Source organism: Steroidobacter sp., assembly GCF_036402275.1.
Classification (GTDB): domain Bacteria; phylum Pseudomonadota; class Gammaproteobacteria; order Steroidobacterales; family Steroidobacteraceae; genus Steroidobacter.
Window position 1 is genome coordinate 239,459 of the sequence record NZ_DASWTF010000051.1, and the last position, 19,244, is coordinate 258,702.

The following is a 19,244-nucleotide window of genomic DNA, read 5'->3' on the forward strand; positions in this document are numbered from 1 at the left end:
ATCGAGCCGGGCCGAAGCCGGCTCAGACGAAGACCAGTCTCAGACAGGCTTCTTCGTTCTTGGAATGGAAGTACAGCCCGTCCGTGTCCTTGCCCTCGGCGATGATCACGGGCGTCGCGCCCTCGAACTTTTGACGGGCGATCGCGGTCGCGGCGACCTCGTTGATGCCGTTCGTCTTCACATACTCGGCCCAGCGCGGATCGCTCTTGTCGATGCGCTGGCCGGCGTCCGTCGCCCGCCGCAGCAGTGTGACGAACTGGTAATAGTCGAACTCGACGACTCTGCCCCGCGCCATGACCTGTACCGACCTTGATTATGTAGGCTAGAGGCGTAAGTACCTGAATTGCCGCAAGCCTGCAAGGGATAGGTCGGCAGTCCGCGCGATCCGGCCATGTCAATGGTGCGTGGAGAGTTTTCATGTGACGGCCACCACCACATGGCCGGCGACCTGTTTGCCCGCTTCCCGCCGCAGCGTGTCGCCGTCGATCGAGACCGTCGAGAACCCCGCGTCCGCCAGCGCCGCCCGCACATAGGACTCCTGGTGACAGTAGCGGCCATGAGGTTGGATCCGATACGCCGGCGCGTCCGCTGCGGCTTCGAGCCGTTCGAGCGTGAACGCAATGAGGCCGCCTTTGCGCAGGCAGGCGTAGGCCGCCGCCAGCGGTTCTTCCAGCGCGCCGAAGTAAACGAGCGTGTCCGCGGACACGATGAGATCGACCGACGCCGGCCGCTGCCGCATGAATGTCGACAGTTCCTCGACGACGAGCTCGTCATAGGTCCCGCGTGCACGCGCCTTCTCCACCATGCCCGGCGAGAGATCGACGCCGACCAGCGAGCGCGCCATCGGCTTGAGGAGCGGTCCGCACAGGCCCGTTCCGCAGCCCGCATCGAGAATATCCAGGCCGGCCCGCCCGCCCAGATGCGTGGTCACGGCCGACGCAAGCAGTTCGGGTGCGCGATAGCCAAGCTCCTGCAGGTTCTCGTCGAACGAGTCGGCGAACGCGTCGAAGATCTCCGTGAGATACGCATCACCGGCGCGCGACGGAACGTTCTCGCCGGTGGCCGCCGCCAGCATGTGCTTCGGAATCGGATTGTCCGGATCGCACTCCAGCCATTTGCGATAAGTCTCGGCCGCCTCGGGCAGGCGGCCCGCTTGATATAGAAGCCTCGCCAGCGCCTCGTACGCCGTTGCGTAGCCGGGACCGTGCTCCACGGCCTTGCGGAAGCTATCCACCGCATCTTCCGCCCGCTTCAGTCGACGCGCGCAGACCCCGCGGTTGAACCATGCTTCCGCCATCGTCGGGGCGAGATCGGTAGCCGCACTGAACGCCTTGTGAGCTTCATCGAGCGCCCCGCTGGCCGTGAGCGCGTTCCCGAAGTTCGTCCAGGCGTGCGGATTGCGAGGCTGGCTCTTGACCGACCGGCGCAGCAGCTCCAGACCTTCCGCGAGGTTGCCGGTCTGCACGCTCATCATTCCGAGAAAGTTGAGCGCATCCGCATCACTCGGCCGTCGCCGCAGGACGCGGCGATAGCCCGCTTCCGCTTCGACGAAGCGCCCACCCTTGTGCGCTTCGATCGCTCGCATCAGCAGTGAATTATCGGAAGTACTCATGGTCCCGATGTGTCGTCAGGCGAACGAATATTTGAAATCGACGCCGTCGACCGTGATGCCGATCTGACTGGTGGGCTGCCCGAGCGACACGCGCTCGAGCAACTCGCGGCTCACTTGCGCGAGCAGCGTGTTCGTCAGGATTGCATCGATCATGCGTCCGCCGCTTTCCGGCTCGGTGCAGCGGGACGCGATCAGCTTCACGACGGCATCGTCATAGCTGAGCGCGATGTCGTGTTGCGCCTTGACGCGCGAGACGATGCGGTCGAGCTGCAGACGGATGATCCGGCCCAGCATCGAATCGCTCAGCGGGTAGTACGGAATGGTGACGATGCGTCCGAGCAGCGCGGCCGGGAAGGTCTTCAGCAGCGGCGCGCGCAGCGCCTTGGCGATGCCTTCGGGCTCGGGCAACAGCTCCGGATCCTTGCACATGCCCATGATCAGGTCGGTGCCGACGTTGGTGGTGAGAATGATCAGCGTGTTCTTGAAGTCGATGAGCCGGCCTTCGCCGTCTTCCATCACGCCCTTGTCGAACACCTGGAAGAAAATCTCGTGCACGTCGGCGTGCGCTTTTTCCACTTCGTCGAGCAGCACCACGCTGTAAGGCTTGCGACGCACGGCTTCGGTCAACACGCCGCCTTCGCCGTAGCCGACGTAGCCCGGAGGCGCGCCCTTGAGCGTGGAGACGGTGTGCGCCTCCTGGAACTCACTCATGTTGATGGTGATGAGATTCTGCTCGCCGCCGTAGAGCGCCTCGGCCAGCGTCAGCGCGGTTTCGGTCTTGCCGACGCCGGAGGGGCCGGCCAGCATGAACACGCCGATCGGCTTGTTCGGATTTTCCAGGCCGGCGCGCGCGGTCTGCAGACGACGCGTGATCATTTCGAGCGCGTGATCCTGACCGATGACGCGCTGACCCAGCGTTTGCGCGAGCTTCAGTACGGTCGCGACTTCGTCCTTCACCATGCGGCCGACCGGGATGCCGGTCCAGTCCGCGACCACCGACGCGACAGCTTGTTCGTCGACGCTCGGCAGAACCAGCGGGCGCTCGCCCTGCACCTCGGTGAGTTGCTGCTGCAATGTTTGCAGTCGGGCAATCGCGGCGGTTCGTTCCTCTTGCGTCATCGGCGTCGCACTGGCCGTGTCGGCGGAAGCACCTGCATTCTGGGCGTCCGCTTTGCCGGTGGACTCACGCAGCTTCGCGCGCAACGCGAGGATCTCATCGACCAACGTCTTCTCGCTGCTCCAGGCCGCCTGCAGCGTTTCGAGTCGCGCCTTCTCGCTTTGGAGTGCGTCGCGCGCACTCTTGTCGCGGTCGGCCGTGTCGAAACCAATCGCGGCTTCGCGTCCGATGATTTCCAGTTCGGTCTGCAGCGCTTCGATCCGGCGCTGGCTGTCTTCCACCTGCGCAGGCGTTGCGTGATGGCTGACGCCGACTCGGGCGCACGACGTATCGAGCAGGCTCACGGCCTTGTCCGGGAGCTGACGATCGGGAATGTAACGATGCGAAAGTTTCACCGCCGCTTCGAGCGCCGCATCGAGGATCTGCACGCGATGGTGCTTCTCCATCGTCGAGACGATACCGCGCATCATCTGCACGGCCTTGCTCTCGGTGGGCTCTTCGATCTTCACGGTCTGGAAACGTCGCGTGAGCGCCGGATCCTTCTCGATGTATTTCTTGTACTCGGCCCACGTGGTCGCGCCAATCGTGCGCAGCGTGCCGCGCGCGAGCGCCGGCTTGAGCAAATTCGCCGCGTCGCCAGTGCCCGCTGCGCCACCAGCGCCGACCAGCGTGTGCACTTCGTCGATGAACAACACGATGGGCTTCGGCGACGCCTGCACTTCGTCGATCACCTGGCGCAGGCGCTGCTCGAACTCGCCTTTCATGCTGGCGCCGGCCTGCAAGAGGCCGACATCGAGCGCGCGCAGTTGGATGTCTTTCAGCGACGGCGGAACGTCGCCTGCAACGATGCGGCGAGCAAAGCCTTCCACCACGGCGGTCTTGCCGACGCCGGCCTCGCCCGTGAGGATGGGATTGTTCTGGCGACGGCGCATCAAGATGTCCACGATCTGACGGATCTCGTCGTCGCGTCCCACGACCGGGTCGATCTTGCCGGCGCGCGCCTGCTCGGTGAGATCCACCGTGAATCTCTGCAACGCTTCCTGTTTGCCCATCTGCGCAGGCGCAAGCGCGCCACTGGCTTCGCCAGGCGCACCTCGCGAAACTTGCGAACCGTCGCTCGCGCCAAGCGCGCCTTCAGGCGAGTTCGCGACGATCTTCGAAAAATCTTCAGCCAGCTGATCCGGCTTCACCTTGTCGAACTCGCGCGAGATGTTGGTGAGCACGTTCTTCAGCGACGGCGTCTTGAGCGCCGCCAGCAGCAAATAACCGGTGCGAATCTGCCCATCGCCGAACTTGAGCGTCGACCACACCCAGGCGCGCTCGGCGACATCCTCGATGTGCGCCGACAGATCGGAGATGGCGGTCGCGCCACGCGGCAGACGGTCGAGCGCATTCGTGAAATCGCTCGCCAGCCGGCTGGCATCGATTTCGAAGGCGCGCACGATGCTGGTCAGATCGGACGCTTGCTGCTGCAGGATCTGATGGAACCAATGCACCAGCTCGACATACGGATTGCCGCGCAACTTGCAGAACACGGTCGCGCCTTCCACCGACTCGTAAGCCAGGCGGTTCAACTTGCCGAACAGCGCGACCCGACTAATATCTCCCATGAGTACCTTGCTCCAATTCGAATTATTGCTGGCGACCGGACGCCGTCCGTTCCTGAATCACTACATCCGCCGCGTGCGCGCTACGCTCGCCGAGCCAGCTGGTCCAGCCGAGCGGGTTGTTACCGTCGAGACGTGCGCCGGGAATTTCCACATCGCGCAGGAGCAGACGCACCTGCCATTCCCATTCGTCGTTCGTGTACTGCCGGACCAGCGAATGCAGCTCGGTGAGGCCAGGCGCGCCAGGCAGGAAGTTCGAGAACACCGCGCGAGGCAGCGGCCCCAGCACGATCTCGAATTTGTGCTGGCACTGCCACGTCGCTCCTCCCAGCGTCGCGTTGCCGCCGAGCGCGGCCGCATCGGCGCCGCCGAGGCGACATCGCAAGTCATCGGGAATCTCCATCCAGGAGCCGACGAACTGTTTCACTTCGACCTCGATGCCGAAGTAATCCGCGAGCACTGCTTCCAGACCATCGGCCGAGTGAGGCTGTGCGGAGAACAGACCGGCGCGAGAGAGCTTGGCGTAATCCGGCACGGGGTCGGCGTCGCGTGCGCTATCCGGCGCCATGCCCATCAGCGCGCCGACATAGGTGCGAAAGCGATCGCTCTCGGGCCTGTCGAGGCTCACCGCGGGCTCCGACTCCGCCCACGCGCGATAGAACAGCGAAATCAGTCGATGCTGAAACAGATTGACGAAGTCGACGACTGTCGCGTCTTCCTTGTGCCGTCGCCGCTCATAGGCCAGCTCGGTCAAATGCAGCGGCAGAGCGCCATTGGGCCCGAACACGCCGAACGCGAATTGTTCGAGCAGCACGGCACCGTTTTCGGCTTGCACGAGCTGCGCCACGTCGCTGGGTGCGAACGACAGATGCGGAGCGTGACCGAGACGAACGAGATCATCCGCGGCCTTGCGTGACTCGCCTAGCCGCGGCCTGTCGGCGAACACCTGCTCGAGCAGTCGCAAGGCCGCGAACAGGCTGTAGTGGTGGGGCTGCGATTGCAGCTCCGCCAACGCCTTTGGCTGCGAATGCACGTTCAGATCGAGCGACGACATCCCACCCTCACCGGCCAGGTTTTGACGACGCCGCGAGCGACCGACGCGAGTCGGGTCTGCGTGAATGAATTCAACGAAACATAGCGCGCGAAGAACCTGTCCAGCACGCTCCCGAGCGAGACGATACCCGCGCCTTCGAACGCTGCATCGTCCAAGGTGATCGTGATTTCGAGTCCGCGCGCGTAGCTGATCGGACCCTCGACCGGAGCACGGCGCACGACTGTGTTGTAGCCGACCGTGCGCACGCCTTCGACTTGTCTCAGCGCCGTCACGTCGTTCGGATCCGCATACAGCGCGAGCATGTCGCGAAGCATCTCCGCGCCCGATTCCGGCGTCCGGTCGATGAGCGACAGATAGTTCAGAGACAGATGACTGATCAGCTTCCAGGCCGCCGCGCCGAATCCGGGCGACTGCCGCGGATAGCTCGGCCCCGCTATACAGCGAACGGCTTCCACCGGCGCGCCGCCTTCGACCGAGAAATCCGTGCGTGCCTGACCGGTCGCAAGCTGGATCGGCAAGTCGCGATTCGTGCACAGCGCCTGTACGTCGAGCTGTCGAATCTCCCCGGTACGTTGGCGCTGCGCGGCGTCGACGATCGAGATGAAACATTCGCTGCCGACGTAAGCGGAGCGTGCGCCCTTCTGCTGCTGTCGCGTGGACAGCAAGCGCGGTCGCCGCTGTATCGTGTAATACGAGGCGTTGTGAGTATCGCCGCCGTGCCCGACCGAATAGAACGGCCGGATCTGCGTCATGGACTCGCCGCCCGCCCCGATGCCCTCGACCTTCCGCAGGCTGTGGACTTCGAAATCCATCGGCCGATTGCGATCCGGCACCAGGTGATACTCCGTCTCGCGGCTGGTGACGTGCACCCGGTCCAGGGAGAGCGGAAACAGATTGATCGCCGGCGTGCAAAACAGGCGGAACTGAGAGGCGTCGAGCGCGTTCTCCAAGCCCAGCTGCACGCGTTCCATGGCGAGATAGAGTTCGATCTCGTCGCCGTCGCAGGTCTGCACCGCCTCGCGCAGATCGTTTACGGAGAAGAACAAGAAGCGCTCGGGGAACGCGAAATATTCCTGGAGCAGCCGATAACCTTGAAAGCCCTGCCGCGTCACCGGCAGCAGCGCCTCGTCATCGTCGAGCCCGATCTGGCGCACACTCGACGCCGGTCGGAAATGCACCGTGCCCTGGCCACTCGCCGGACGCGGCGAGCGAACATACACGCCGATGCAGTCGGCCGCGACTTGCTCAACCACTCGGTGCGCGACATCCGCCGTCGCTTTCACATGGAACGTGAGCGAATCGAGCGGCAATGATTTCAGCTTCACACCCGGTGCGGTCTTCAAGCGCAGACGGATGGCGGCGCGCGCGCGTCCATCGGTAGCGACGCCCTGCGCAGCTAGCGCGCCCGAACCGGACAGATACTTCGCCTCGGTGACGATGAGCGGCCACAGGGTCACGTCATGCGCCGTGCGGAATTCACACGAGATCCGATCGCCCTTGACCAAAGGACTACGCAGGCTCGTGCCGCGCTTCACTACATGTCCGCCAAGCAACGCGCTTTCTTTGAGATCCGGGGCGAGCTCGACCACCGCGCACGACGGCGTCGGCTGCAGATAGTGCGGATACACCATCTCCAGCAGGTGCTGGGTGAAATCGGGATGGCGCGCATCCAGCTTGAGCTGCACGCGAGCCGCGAGGAAAGCAAAGCCTTCGAGCAGCCGCTCGACATACGGATCGGCGCACTCCACACCGTCGACGCCCAGGCGCGCGGCGATTCGGGGATAGGCCTGCGCAAACTCGGCGCCCATCTCGCGCACGAATTGCAGCTCGCGGTTGTAGTAGTCGAGCAGGCGTGGATCCATCGGGCTATCTCACACCGGAATCGGCGATGCTCACATCGCCGGAATCGACGTCGATGCTCGTGCGCAAGACCAGATGCTGGGGAGCCGGTTGGCCCCACAGCTGCGCCTCGATGCGAAAGGCGAGCACATGAGTCTCGGATCCATCGGTGCCCAACTCGGGCGTCACTCGCACGCGCGACAAACGAGGCTCGAAATTCGCGATGGCCGCTTCGATCGTGCTGCCGATACGCTCCGCTTCGACCGTGCGAGCCATGCGCCCGGCGAGCGAAGGCATTCCGTAGTTCACAACAGATCGCTGTACGTGCGGATAGTCCGTGAGATCGATCGAGGCGTCGAGACTGCCGCAGTTGAGCAGCGAGGCCAGGTCGCGACATACATAATCACGCAACTTGCGAACCGCAACCGAGCGCTGCTCCGCCGATTCCGGCGTGCTGTTCAATACGTTGCTCGTTGCGAATGCGCAGAACGCTTGTAGCGCGATGCCTTTGGGCGCGCCCGGAGGTTTGAGCATCAGCGCTTTCAATTGCGAAGGCGTCGTGCGACCGGCGCTCGCTGTGAACCGTAGCGAGATCGTCGCAGGCCCATCGCCGGCAGCCTCGCTGCGATCGCAAGAATGCAGCCCCTGCCCTTCGAGGATCGCGACCAGGTCGCGCTCGGTCAGTCCGAGACGCTGCAGCTCCGAGCTCGCCACGCTGACCTCATATAAGGTCAGCAGCCGCTCATCGTCGATGAGACGATCGAACAGCGCGGGCTGGAGACGTTCGCGAAGGCTGAGTTCCATCGCAGTCAGTCAGCCCCGTCGTCCGCGGGGGCGCCGAGCACGATTTCGCGAACTTCCAGCATGCCGATCTCTTCGGCATCGCTAGTCAACACGCGTTGGCCAAGGCCGGCGTACTGATCGTCGCCGAGCGGCCGCCACTCGGTCTTGCGCGACATGCGGATCGCGGAATCGTCGCTGCGCTCCGATCCTGGATAGCGCACGGGCAGAAGGCCCATGGCCTCACCGCCGTTGCTCCAGGTGAGTTGCGCTGGAACCCACACGAGATCGCGTGCGTCCGAGGGAGGCTCGATGACGACGCTTTGAATACGTTCGAACGGCACCCAGTAGTACGCGCCGTTCAGAAGGACTTCCAATATCGGACCGAGGCGCGAGTCTGCATCTGCGATCCATTCGCACGGTGAGCCGTTGATCGTGCCCGGAGTGGGTGTCGCCAGTTCGAGCGCTGCGCTACGTACCGCTGCGGCTTCAGCTGCCTTGCCGTCCGCATCGAGAGTGAGCGCCTTTAGAAACGATGCGATCCAAGGCAGCGGCTCACCGAACACCAAAGGAGAACGTTTTCCGGCGAATACGTCTGCTCGAATCCGTTCGCACTGAATCGCGGCGCTGTACGCATGCTTCATCGGCAATGCGCCCGCGTCCAGATCGCCCGCGACGGATAATTGATTGAGCGCCCGTTCCCAGTCGCCGGTCAGCATCAGCAACTGCGCAAGAAACACGCGCAACTTGCCGTCGGCCGGCTGGCGGCGCACGTCGTTCTGTAGCTCTACGATGCATCCGGCGAGATCGCCCGCACCGAACAACTCTTCGGCCTTGCTCATACGTCACCCGGAATCGGCGGCGTCTCCCGGAAAAGACGCCGCGCCTGAAAAGAGAATCGGGCGTCACCTGCGTCCTCCCGTCTTCGCGGGAATGACGCAGAGTGACGCGTCCGCGGTCCGGCGTTTGCCTTAGACCTTGGCGTTTTCGGCGATATTCCAGCCGAACGCCTGCGGCGTGCCCTTGCCGCCCTTCTCGGTCTGAGTGACGTACTCGACCTTCACTTGCGCGAAGTTGAGCACGACGTTCTCAGTGAGACGCTCTTCGCCGCCGCTGCCGCCGGTCGAATACGAGGACACCATCACTTTGCTCAGCTCGATCACCAGATATTCCAGCGGGTTCTCGCCGGCCTTGCGGACGATGAGCTTGCCCTTCGCGAAGTGCTTGCCGTTCGCGCAGAACAGCATCAGGTTCGGCGAAGCCGCGTCGATGTACTTGGTGATCGAAATATCCTGGAAGCTCGCCTTGCCGGCGCCGCCGCCGCTGCCGTGATGGAGCGTGCCGGTGTTGGCCAGACCCCAGGACCAGGCGAGGATGTCGATTTTGTCCTTGTGGACCTTGTCCACCGACTCGCCCTTGACGCCTTCCAGCTCGAGAAACATATCCACTGCCATGATCAGATCCTTATCAGTTGCTGCTTGTTGTTGCCTGCGCCGCCGCCCCAGGTGCGTTCGACGCCCCTCGAATGGTTACGCTCGCGCGATCAACCCTGCTTCTGCGAAGGCAGACGCGAGACGAGACTCAACGTCACGCTCACGCCTTCGAGCTGGTAGTGCGGGCGCAAGTGGAACTTGGCCGAGTAGTAGCCGGGGTTGCCCTCGACTTCCGCGACCACCACTTCCGCGCCGGCCAACGGCTTCTGCGCCTTGAGGGTCTCGCCCGCATTCTCGGGATTGCCCAGCACATAGCCCATGATCCAATCGGACAGGAAACGTTCCATGTCCGCACGCTCCTTGAACGAGCCCACCTTGTCGCGAACCATGCACTTCAGGAAGTGCGCGAAACGGCAGCTCGCGAACAGATACGGCAAGCGGGCCGAGATGCGCGCGTTCGCCGTCGCATCGGCATCCGCGTACTCCATCGGCTTCTGCAGCGACTGCGCGCCGATGAACGCCGCGGTATCGGTGTTCTTGCGATGAATCAGCGGCATGAAACCGCAGTTCGCCAGCTCCGCCTCGCGACGATCGCTGATCGCGATTTCGGTGGGGCACTTCATGTCCACGCCGCCGTCGTCGCTCGGGAAAGTGTGTACCGGCAGGCCTTCGACCGCGCCGCCCGACTCGACGCCGCGAATCGAGGAGCACCAGCCGTAGTTCTTGAACGAGCGGTTGATGTTGACCGCCATCGCGTAGGCCGCGTTGGACCACGTGTAGCGGCTGTGATCGCCCGCGCCCGTTTCCTCTTCGAAGTTGAACTCTTCGACCGGGTTGCTCTTCGCGCCATACGGCAGGCGGGACAGGAAACGCGGCATCGCGAGGCCGACGTACTTGGCGTCGTCCGATTCACGCAGCGAGCGCCACGCGGCGTAGTCCGGAGCCGCGAAGATCTTGCTGAGATCGCGCGGATTGGCGAGCTCCTGCCACGAATCCATGCCCATCAGCGTCGGGCTCGCGCCGGCGATGAACGGCGCATGCGAAGCAGCGGCGATCTGCGCCATCTGGCCGAGCAACTCGACGTCGCCGGGGGTGTGATCGAAGTGATAGTCGCCGACCAGGCAGCCGTAAGGCTCGCCGCCCAACTGACCGTATTCCTGCTCGTACAACTTCTTGAACAGCGGGCTCTGATCCCAGGCGGCGCCCTTGTACTTCTTGAGCGTCTTGCCCAGCTCCTTCTTGGAGATGTTCATCACGCGGATCTTGAGCATCTCGTCGGTTTCGGTGTTGCTGACGAGATAGTGCAGACCGCGCCAGGCGCTCTCGACCTGCTGGAAACGTTCGCTGTGCAGAATGACGTTGATCTGCTCGGTGAGCTTCTGGTCGATCTCGGCGATGATGGCCTTGATCGTGCCGACCACGTCGTCGGAGATGACGGCCGTCTCGCGCAACGCCTGCTCGGCGAGCGTACGCACCGCGCGCTCGACTTCGACGCGTGCGCCGTCGGTCTTGGGTTTGAACTGCTTCTGCAGCAGCGAGGCGAACTCGTTCGCGTCCGCGGCGACTTGGGCCTGTGCGGCCTGTTGGGCTTCAGCCATGTCTCGATTCCTTCACGAAATTTTGTTCCAAACCTGGGATGTTCGGACCGCGCGTCACTCAAGCCTTGTCGGCAGGCTTGGCCTGCTCGACCAGCGACTTGAGCAGCGCTGGATCGTTCAACGCCTTGGCGATCAGATCCTCGGCGCCGGCCTTGCCGTCCATGTAGGTGATCAGATTGGAGAGCTGCGAACGCGCTTCCAGCAGCTTGTTCAACGAATCGACCTTGCGCGCGACCGCGGCCGGCGAGAAGTCGTCCATGCTCTCGAAAGTGATATCGACCTGCAGAGTGCCTTCGCCGGTGAGCGTGTTCGGCACGCTGACCGCGACGCGCGGCTTCATCGATTTCATGCGCTCGTCGAAGTTGTCGACGTCGATATTGACGAACTTGCGCTCGTCCACGCCCGGCAGCGGCTCCTTCGCGTCGCCCGACAGATCCGCCATGACGCCCATGACGAACGGGATCTGCACTTTCTTCTGCGCGCCATACACTTCGACGTCGTATTCGATCTGGACGCGCGGCGCGCGGTTGCGCGCGATGAATTTCTGACTGCTAGGCTTGGCCACGACTCATCTCCCGTAGATGACTGCTGATACTTGCCGGCTCGATTCGAAGCGGCGCTTAATCTCTTGGCTCCCGCACGCCGCTGGCCGCCTTCGCCTGATCCAGGGCGTCCGGCGCGAGCTCTTCGAGCATGGCGAGGAAATCCTTGCCCACCAGGCGCTTCGCGCGCTCGATGAGCAGGGGAATCGGACTCGACGGCTCGTTGGTGCGGAAGAATTCCGCCACGGCGTCGAGGGCGCGCGTCGCATCTTCGCGGCTGCGAATGGCGCCGACGGCGACACTCACCACGCCGCCAGCCGCAGCCGGTGCGGATTCGTCTGCTGTCGCCCCGTTCGATGCAGGCGCGCGCGAGCCCAGATGATCGGTCACGAGCTTCAACGTGCGCGTCAGCGGGGTCTTCAAATTGGCGAAATCGGGCGCGGCCTGCACGCCGCCCGCCGAGCGCATCGCGTCTTCGATCGTGGCGAGGCTCTGGATGGCGTCGTTGAGCTGCGTGCTCAGGGCGTTCAGATCGTCGACTTCGGTAGCGTTCAGATGCGCCTGCAGCTGACTCGCGTCGAGCGATGCCGACTCGCCCTCGACCGGCGCGATCTGATTGGTGGCGATCTCGATGTCTCGAATCGACAGCGGGCCCAGCTGGCGATGGACGATGAGCGGCGTACGCCGCAGGCCGTCGACGATAGCCATCCGGTCCGCCAGGCCGCTCAAGGCGTTACGTCGCAAGATCGCATCGTCATCTACGCGCGGAAACACTTCCGCAGGCCAGGTGGCGAGCCAATGAGATGCGAGCTTCAGGGAATCGATGAAGGCTGCAAGGCCTTCAGTTCGCAGCAGCGCGCTCGACAGATGCGCGAGCAGCCGAAAATCTTTGCTGGTGCCGATGGCGTCGAGCGAGCGGTCGCGGATCTCGCGCCAGTCCGTCTCCTCACTCAGCGGCGCTGCCTGGCCGAACAAACGATAGGCATCGAACGAAGCGAGCAACTGCGTATCTTCGAGATCGGTCCCGCAGGGTTGATCCGCAGAAATGGGCTCGAGCAATGTCGTCAGTGCGCTGTGCATGCCTGCCGCTTGTGCGTGTTTCGTCCGTCGCTGTTGTTCGCTTCCTAGCGTCATGCGACGTTCCTCGCAGCTGACGCAGCGCGCCAAGAATGAACCAATCCACCTTCAAGTCAACTTTTGGCTTTGTAATATGTCGACTAGTTCCGTCGTGACCGAAGCACGGGAATTCCTGGCGCGCGGACAGGCGGCCGTAGCGATGAAATATCGCAGGGGTGTTACAAATGTTGGCCGCTCATAGCGGCTCTATTTCGGCAAAATGTGACGGGCTTACCAGCCAGGGAGCGATGAACTCCGCTTGGCTCACCAGAGAAACTTGACGCTCCCGGCCAGCAGATCGATGTCTTCGTCGTCAGTCCGGTAGCGGCTCGCCTCCACGCCCACCGCCCATCGCGGGGTGAAGCTCCACTCGAACGCGAACGCGACCAGTGCATCCGTTCCTTCGGTCGTTGCCTTCAAACGCTGTGAGCCGAAGGTCGCCCGCTGCTCGTTCTCCCACCGCCATGCTCCGACGCGAGCCGCCACTGCCACCGCTTCGTTGAATGGGTAGCGAAAGCCGACGCTCGCCTCATATCCGGACGCCGAGACCGGCAACGAACCGAGCAACGCGCGCGCATAGGTTTCGGCCTGCCCCGCCGGCACCGTCGCTCGCGCCGTCGTCGGTACGTCGCCGAGATCGGTATAGCCGACCTGAACTTGTAACATCGCCCCCATACGATAGCCTGCAAACATTCGATAGGCCGTGCGATCGAGATCGCGGACATCGACCGCGTTGGCCGTGAATCCCCGCTGCGCCAGGTTCGCCGCGACCTCTGACGTGCCCTGTTCGCCCCGGGCCTGACCGATGGCCCCGCCAACGAACCATCGGGCGTCCTCTGCATGCGCTCGTGCGAACACCAGCAGTGACGCGAGCGACAGCATCGCTCCACGCCGGGCCAACACACCCAATACACCGAGGAGCAGCATCGGCCATCCGACCGCACCACCTCCCCCTTCCGATTTGGCGATCACTTCGACCTCCGTCGCAAGCGAAGAAAACGTGGCCGTCACCGTGCAGTCGGCTGTGACGGGACCGGTTGTATAAGTCCCACCTGTGCGCGTGCCGCCGCAACCGGTGATCGAAGCGAGTTGATAGCCGCTGCTGGGCACAGCGGTGAACACCGCGGTGTCTCCATATGTAACAGTCTGTGGCACGCCCGGGTTCAGCGAGCCTCCCGCTGAAACATTCGGAGTCACGGTGAACGTTCCCACCACGACTGTCTGGACCGCCGATGTGGAAGGCGCGTTAACGGAATCGCCGCTGTATCTCGCCGAGTACAACTTCACACCCGAGGTCAGTCCATTGACGGTGCAAGTTGCCGTCGTGCCCGTGAGGGCAACCGCTGAACACCCCGCGATGGCAGCGCCACCTTCAGTGAAAGCAACCGTTCCCGTCAGTGCCGTGCCGGTCACCACCGCGTCGAGTGTGACGCTCGCACCAACTCCCACCGTTTCGGCCGACGTATCGAGATCGGTCGTGGTCGGTTGTCGTGGCGGAAGCCCGGTGCCACTCAGAGGAACTCGCCGGATCGCGCCGCCCAACGTCATCGCGAGCGAACCCGACGCCGCACCGAGCGCCGACGGTGCGAAGGTGACTGTCGCGGTACAACTCGCTCCCGGGGCGACAGTGGCGCCGCAATCGTGGCTCACCGAAAAGCCTGTCGACGCTGCCACGGACGATATCGCGACGGGGCTCGAAGAAACATTCGTCAGTTGGATGGGCAGACTCGCCGTTGCCCCGAGCTCGACGCCGCTGAAGGTGAGCGCCGACGGAGACACCGTGATGTCATAGTTGATCAGCGCTCGCGAGTACGTGCTCAAAAAGATCTGATTGGCTTTTTCGTACAGGAACAGAATGTCGCCGTTGATCGTGTTGATGGCTGCGTTGGCGCGCGAGGCGCTGGTTACGACGGTCGTCGGCGTGCCGATCGTGACGCCAAGGTCGTTGCTGTGCTGGAACTTCAGGTCGTTCGTGCCCGCCTCCAGGTAGCCCGACACGACGTTGCCGAACACATCCGACGAGAGCGAACGCGTCGTGCTGCCCGATGTAGCTGCGACGGTCGCGGCGAAGTACGCGGGCGTATCGACCTCGATTCGCTCCAGGTTCGTGCCCGATCCCGCCAGGAATAAATATCGACCCGTGTCCGTCGCGGCCAGCGCGCCCACCGAAAAGAACACCGACCGGCCCGTGGCCGTCGGTCCAACAAACGTCTGCGCGAAATCGGAGCTCGTGTAGAAAGACACGGCCGGGCTGTCCGCGACCAGCAGAACGTCACGCGTGAGCGGGTCCACGAAAATGTCGGCAAAGGCATAGGCGGACCCGGTCGGTGTCGAAGCGAATGTCGCTCCGTCGTCGGTGCTGCGGAATACCGCCGAGCCATTGCGTGGAACGATATAGACGCGGTCGCCGTCGAGCGCCATGTGAGCGGAGCTGGCGCCAGCGCCGACCGTTACCGGCGATGAAAAAGTCGCGGCGCCGTCACGGCTGATCACATGCAGGATGTTGCCGCCGATGACCCAGGCGACGTGTAAATCGCCGTCGTTCGAAATCGCCAGCTCGGCCTCGGCATTGACTGCCGCCACCTGCACACTGGGACTGAAGCTCTGCCCTCGATTCGTGCTCCGCGCCACGCGGATGCCGTTCGTGGGGCTGCGAAACAGCGCGTAAATCGTTCCATCGGCGCCGACGGCAAGTTTGCGCGAAGTGTTGGGCGTCTGCAGCGTGTTGTCGTTGCCGACGTCGCTCACCGGCACATCCAGGTGCAATGCGACGGGCGTCTGCTGAGCCTCGGTCGTGAGTGAAACTAACAAAGCGCAGACGCCGCTCAGGGCGTATGTAATTTGTTTCAGCATTGTGATGAGTGATGCCGTCGCGCGGGCGCACAGTGATAGCCCAGCGATCACTCACTTCACATCGGTGAAATCACATGCAGAACTGCGTTAATTCACATCCCCATCTCTCAGGGCGCTACGCCGCTGCATCGCACGCAGCAGCCGCGCCGCTGTTGTTTAGTATCCGACAGCCTTGCCGCGCTCGTTGCGCCCATCGCTCGCACCGAGTCGCTGGCCGGTGGCGAGATCGATCTGAATGCATTCGCCGTCGCCGCCGAGACCGAAGCCGATGGCATGCCCGCGAGCTTCGAGCAACTTGATCGTATCGGGCGAAAAACGATTGCGCTCCATGCGGATCTGATCGGGGATCCATTGATGATGAAAGCGCGGCGCGTTGACCGCCTGCTGGATGTCGAGTCCGAAATCGGCGACGCCGATCAGGATATTCGCCACCGTCGTGATGATGGTCGGACCGCCGGGAGAGCCGAGCACCAGCCAGAGTTTGCCGTCCTTGAGCACGATGGTCGGGGTCATAGCCGACAGCGGACGCTTGTTGGGTCCGACCAGGTTGGCGTCGCTTTGAATCAAACCGAACATGTTGGGCACGCCGGCTTTCGAGGAGAAGTCGTCCATCTCGTTGTTGAGCAGGAAGCCGAGCGAGCCGATCGTCACCTTCGAGCCGTAGCCGCCGTTGAGCGTCGTGGTCACCGCAACGGCGTTGCCGTCTTTATCGACGACTGAGTAGTGAGTCGTCTCGGTGGCTTCCGGCGCTGTCGCTTTCACCGGTTTCTTTTTCGCGTAGTCAGTCAGCGCCTTCGACACATCCGGTCGCTCGAGACGCGCCGACGCGCTAGCACGCTGTGGGTTGATGGACGCGCGCCATTCGACGCCGTAATCCTTATCGCTCAACTCGATGACGGGCAGACTGCTGAATTCCGGATCGCCGAGGAATTGCGCACGATCGTAGAACGCGCGGCGATAGCTCTCCACGATCAGATGAATCGATTCCGCCGAGCCGAACCCCGCCTTCGCGATGTCAAAGCCTTCCAGGATGTTGAGTGTCTCGATCAGCGCAATGCCACCCGAGGATGGCGGCGGCGCACTGATGATGTCCAGTCCGCGATATGAGCCGCGCACCGGCGTGCGCTCGACGACGTCATAGTTCTTGAGATCCTGAACCGTGATCAGGCCGCCGCCCTTCTGCATGAACTCGGCAATCTCGCGCGCCATTTTGCCCGTATAGAACTCGTCGGGATCGGCAACGATGCGCTCGAGCGTGCGCGCAAGCTCCGGCTGCTTGAGCACGTCGCCTTGCCGCCAACCTTTGCCGTCGTTCTGGAAGATGCGCTTGGAGTCTGGAAAATTTCCCATGTGACGGTCGTTAGTGAGCGCACGCGCCTCCGCCCAATCGAGCTCGAATCCCTCCTTCGCCAGTTTGATCGCCGGCGCAACGACCTGCTGCAGCGTCAACTTGCCGAATTTCTTTTGCGCGTGAACCATGCCTTTGACCGAGCCGGGCACGCCGACCGCCTTGTAGCCGACGCGGCTCATCATCGGAATCACATTGCCCTGCTCGTCCTGATACATGGTCGAGGTCGCTTTGCCCGGCGCCTTCTCGCGGAAATCGAGGAAGTGAGTTTCGCCCGAGCTCATTCGAACGAGCATGAATCCTCCGCCGCCCAGGTTGCCCGCGGCCGGATGCACGACAGCGAGCGCGAACCCCGTGGCGACAGCTGCATCGATGGCGTTGCCGCCCGCCTTCATCATTTCGACGCCTGCCTGCGACGCGAGCTCGTGCACGCTTGCGACCATGCCGTTATCGGCGCGCTCCGGTTGCATGCCGCCGCCCGCCGAGCACAGCGGGGCGACGATCAGGGTGAGGACGAACACAAAACAGCGGAATTGCGGCTTCATACTGTCGGCCTGGCGATTCGAGAAAGACACATTGTGGGGCACTCAACGGGGAAACTGAATATCCCGGTGAAAGTCGCCGGTCATGGCGGCTGTTTCATTCACCTTCTGTCCAGAGGACGAAGCTCGGCGCGGCGATATCCCTCACGCAGGAACTATCCAGCTCTCGGACGTCGCCCTCGTTCACCGCTTCGGCACTGATCCGAGCGAGGCACCCGCCGGCCTCGTTCGCGTGGCTCCCCTTGGGCACGATCACATGCGCCGAGTTGGACAGTGTGCGTGCAACTTCGGCCGCGTACTTTGGCGGCGTCACTGGATCGAACTCTCCGGAGAGCAGCAGCGTGGGGATCGACGACCGCAGCGGCGAAACGCGCGCAGGATCTGGAACGCCACGCGGCCACAGTGCGCACGCCGCGACCTGTTGATCGATACGATAGGTTCCAAGCAGAGTGCCCGACGCGGCTTGTCTGGACGCGGCGAGATCCAGCCGAGGGAGGTCCTCGGTGCAGGTGACGGATAGAAACATTCCGAAATTCAGCGTTCGAATGCCGCGTGCATAGTCGAGCGCCGCGCTCCCGAACTCCTCGAACTCTCCCCTCGCGGCGCGATGAACGATGTACGGCACTTTCACGTAGACCTCTGGCCTGTACAGAAAGTTGCGGAACGCCTCGCCGAACAGGCCGCGATCGAGTTGCAGGTGGTGTTTCTCGCCGCCCTTGGCATTCAAGATCGTGACCTGGATCCCGTCGGCGACTCGTCTCACCATCGCTTGATAGTCATCACGCAGGGCTGGATAAGCTGCGCGGCATTCCGGATCGGAGGTGCACAAGGTGAGTACGCCTTCGAGGGAGTGTTGCGCATCCGGCGCCAGCGACGCGGGCGAGATCATCGACGTTGAAGTGACGCCATCGAGAATGGCCAGGCGCACACTGGCCGGGTAATGACGCATGAATTCCTGCGCGACGCGAGTCCCATACGACGAGCCGTAGAGATCGATGGTTCGATAACCCAGCTTCTCCCGCACTGTCTGCAGATCTTCAACGATCGCTCGTGTCGTGTATTGAGTGAGATCCGCTCGTTCGCTCAGAGCATCCCGGCATGCTCGCACCCGCTCCAATGGCACGAAGCCATTCAGATATTGCTGGGGATTCTCATCGCTGCCGCCAAAATCGCAATCGAGAGGATTGGAGCGCCCCGTTCCTCGAACGTCGACGAACACGAGATCGCGGCTCGCACCTCTGAATCGCTCGACTGCGAAACCGGCCATGCCAGTGGCGCCCACTCCTGGCCCGCCAGCAAGAATGAAGACTGCATCAGCGCTTTGCCGTGCGCGGTCGTGCCTGATGAGCGCCACGTGCAGATCGATGATCCTGCCGCGCGCCTGCGCCCGATTCTCCGGAACTTGAACGCGGCCGCATTCGGCTTTCTGACCGTCCACTTCGCACGGCTGAAAATCGACGGCCCCGAGCAGAACGCTGGCTAGAAACGCGATCATCGCTTTTCGTCCCTGATGCAAGTCGGTGATGTGCTATGGCGTTGGCCATTATCTCATGAGCACTCATCCGTAAGCGCCTAGCCGCGCCTCCTTAGATCCTACGTAGGCTCAACAGTCGCTGCTGGTTGGCCTCAAGCGGTTTGCCAGCATTCGACAGCGAGCCATGGGGGTGCGTCGGATATTTGGCGGTCCTCGCCTCCTGCAGAATGTCTCCCGTCGAGTAAGGGCATACCCGTCGAAAGACGGCGACGCAAAGCCTCCGGTCCTCGGATGCCGCTGCAACAGCAGCCGCATCACGGATAGCGGGG

Annotated in this window: 14 protein-coding genes and 1 riboswitch; all 14 genes read right to left on the bottom strand. The window is 63.1% G+C overall.

The window, feature by feature from the left end; translation table 11 throughout:
• Positions 1-22: 22 nt before the first annotated feature.
• The 14 genes from VGD45_RS30455 to VGD45_RS30520 all read right to left on the bottom strand — a co-directional run bounded on the left by VGD45_RS30455 (position 23) and on the right by VGD45_RS30520 (position 18,936).
• Positions 23-295, bottom strand: coding sequence for a hypothetical protein (locus VGD45_RS30455; RefSeq protein WP_331159174.1), 273 nt, complete (start codon positions 293-295; stop codon positions 23-25).
• A 120-nt stretch (positions 296-415) separates the two neighbouring features.
• Entirely contained in the window at positions 416-1,612 is a 1,197-nt protein-coding gene (locus tag VGD45_RS30460; RefSeq protein ID WP_331159175.1) for a tetratricopeptide repeat protein, read from the bottom strand.
• A 15-nt stretch (positions 1,613-1,627) separates the two neighbouring features.
• The gene (gene tssH, locus VGD45_RS30465) at positions 1,628-4,339 is read right to left on the bottom strand and encodes a type VI secretion system ATPase TssH (RefSeq protein WP_331159176.1); all 2,712 of its coding nucleotides are present in this window, start codon (positions 4,337-4,339) and stop codon (positions 1,628-1,630) included.
• Between the two features lie 22 nt (positions 4,340-4,361).
• Positions 4,362-5,390 (bottom strand): type VI secretion system baseplate subunit TssG, encoded by a 1,029-nt coding sequence (tssG, locus tag VGD45_RS30470; protein WP_331159177.1) that lies wholly within the window; start codon positions 5,388-5,390, stop codon positions 4,362-4,364.
• Positions 5,372-7,252, bottom strand: a complete 1,881-nt coding sequence (gene tssF / locus VGD45_RS30475) for a type VI secretion system baseplate subunit TssF (protein WP_331159178.1) — start codon at positions 7,250-7,252, stop codon at positions 5,372-5,374. The genes tssG and tssF overlap by 19 nt, the downstream gene beginning before the upstream one ends.
• 4 nt (positions 7,253-7,256) lie before the next feature.
• Complete coding sequence (gene tssE, locus VGD45_RS30480) at positions 7,257-8,033, bottom strand: type VI secretion system baseplate subunit TssE (RefSeq protein WP_331159179.1); 777 nt, start codon at positions 8,031-8,033, stop codon at positions 7,257-7,259.
• A gap of 5 nt (positions 8,034-8,038) precedes the next feature.
• Entirely contained in the window at positions 8,039-8,851 is an 813-nt protein-coding gene (locus tag VGD45_RS30485; protein ID WP_331159180.1) for a type VI secretion system accessory protein TagJ, read from the bottom strand.
• 129 nt (positions 8,852-8,980) lie between these two features.
• Complete coding sequence (locus tag VGD45_RS30490; protein ID WP_331159181.1) at positions 8,981-9,463, bottom strand: type VI secretion system tube protein Hcp; 483 nt, start codon at positions 9,461-9,463, stop codon at positions 8,981-8,983.
• 89 nt (positions 9,464-9,552) lie between these two features.
• Entirely contained in the window at positions 9,553-11,040 is a 1,488-nt protein-coding gene (tssC, locus tag VGD45_RS30495; RefSeq protein WP_331159182.1) for a type VI secretion system contractile sheath large subunit, read from the bottom strand.
• Between the two features lie 58 nt (positions 11,041-11,098).
• The gene (gene tssB / locus VGD45_RS30500) at positions 11,099-11,605 is read right to left on the bottom strand and encodes a type VI secretion system contractile sheath small subunit (protein ID WP_331159183.1); all 507 of its coding nucleotides are present in this window, start codon (positions 11,603-11,605) and stop codon (positions 11,099-11,101) included.
• Positions 11,606-11,660: 55 nt separating this feature from the next.
• Positions 11,661-12,716, bottom strand: a complete 1,056-nt coding sequence (gene tssA, locus VGD45_RS30505) for a type VI secretion system protein TssA (protein WP_331159184.1) — start codon at positions 12,714-12,716, stop codon at positions 11,661-11,663.
• Between the two features lie 246 nt (positions 12,717-12,962).
• Positions 12,963-15,551 carry a choice-of-anchor D domain-containing protein gene (locus VGD45_RS30510; protein ID WP_331159185.1) on the bottom strand — a complete coding sequence of 863 codons (2,589 nt, stop codon included), beginning with the start codon at positions 15,549-15,551 and terminating at the stop codon, positions 12,963-12,965.
• 156 nt (positions 15,552-15,707) lie between these two features.
• A complete protein-coding gene (ggt, locus tag VGD45_RS30515) occupies positions 15,708-17,444 on the bottom strand; it encodes a gamma-glutamyltransferase (protein WP_331159186.1) in 1,737 nt (578 codons plus the stop codon).
• Positions 17,445-17,538: 94 nt separating this feature from the next.
• The gene (locus VGD45_RS30520) at positions 17,539-18,936 is read right to left on the bottom strand and encodes an alpha/beta hydrolase (RefSeq protein WP_331159187.1); all 1,398 of its coding nucleotides are present in this window, start codon (positions 18,934-18,936) and stop codon (positions 17,539-17,541) included.
• Between the two features lie 215 nt (positions 18,937-19,151).
• Positions 19,152-19,244: riboswitch (cyclic di-GMP riboswitch) on the top strand. This riboswitch is flagged as partial in the annotation.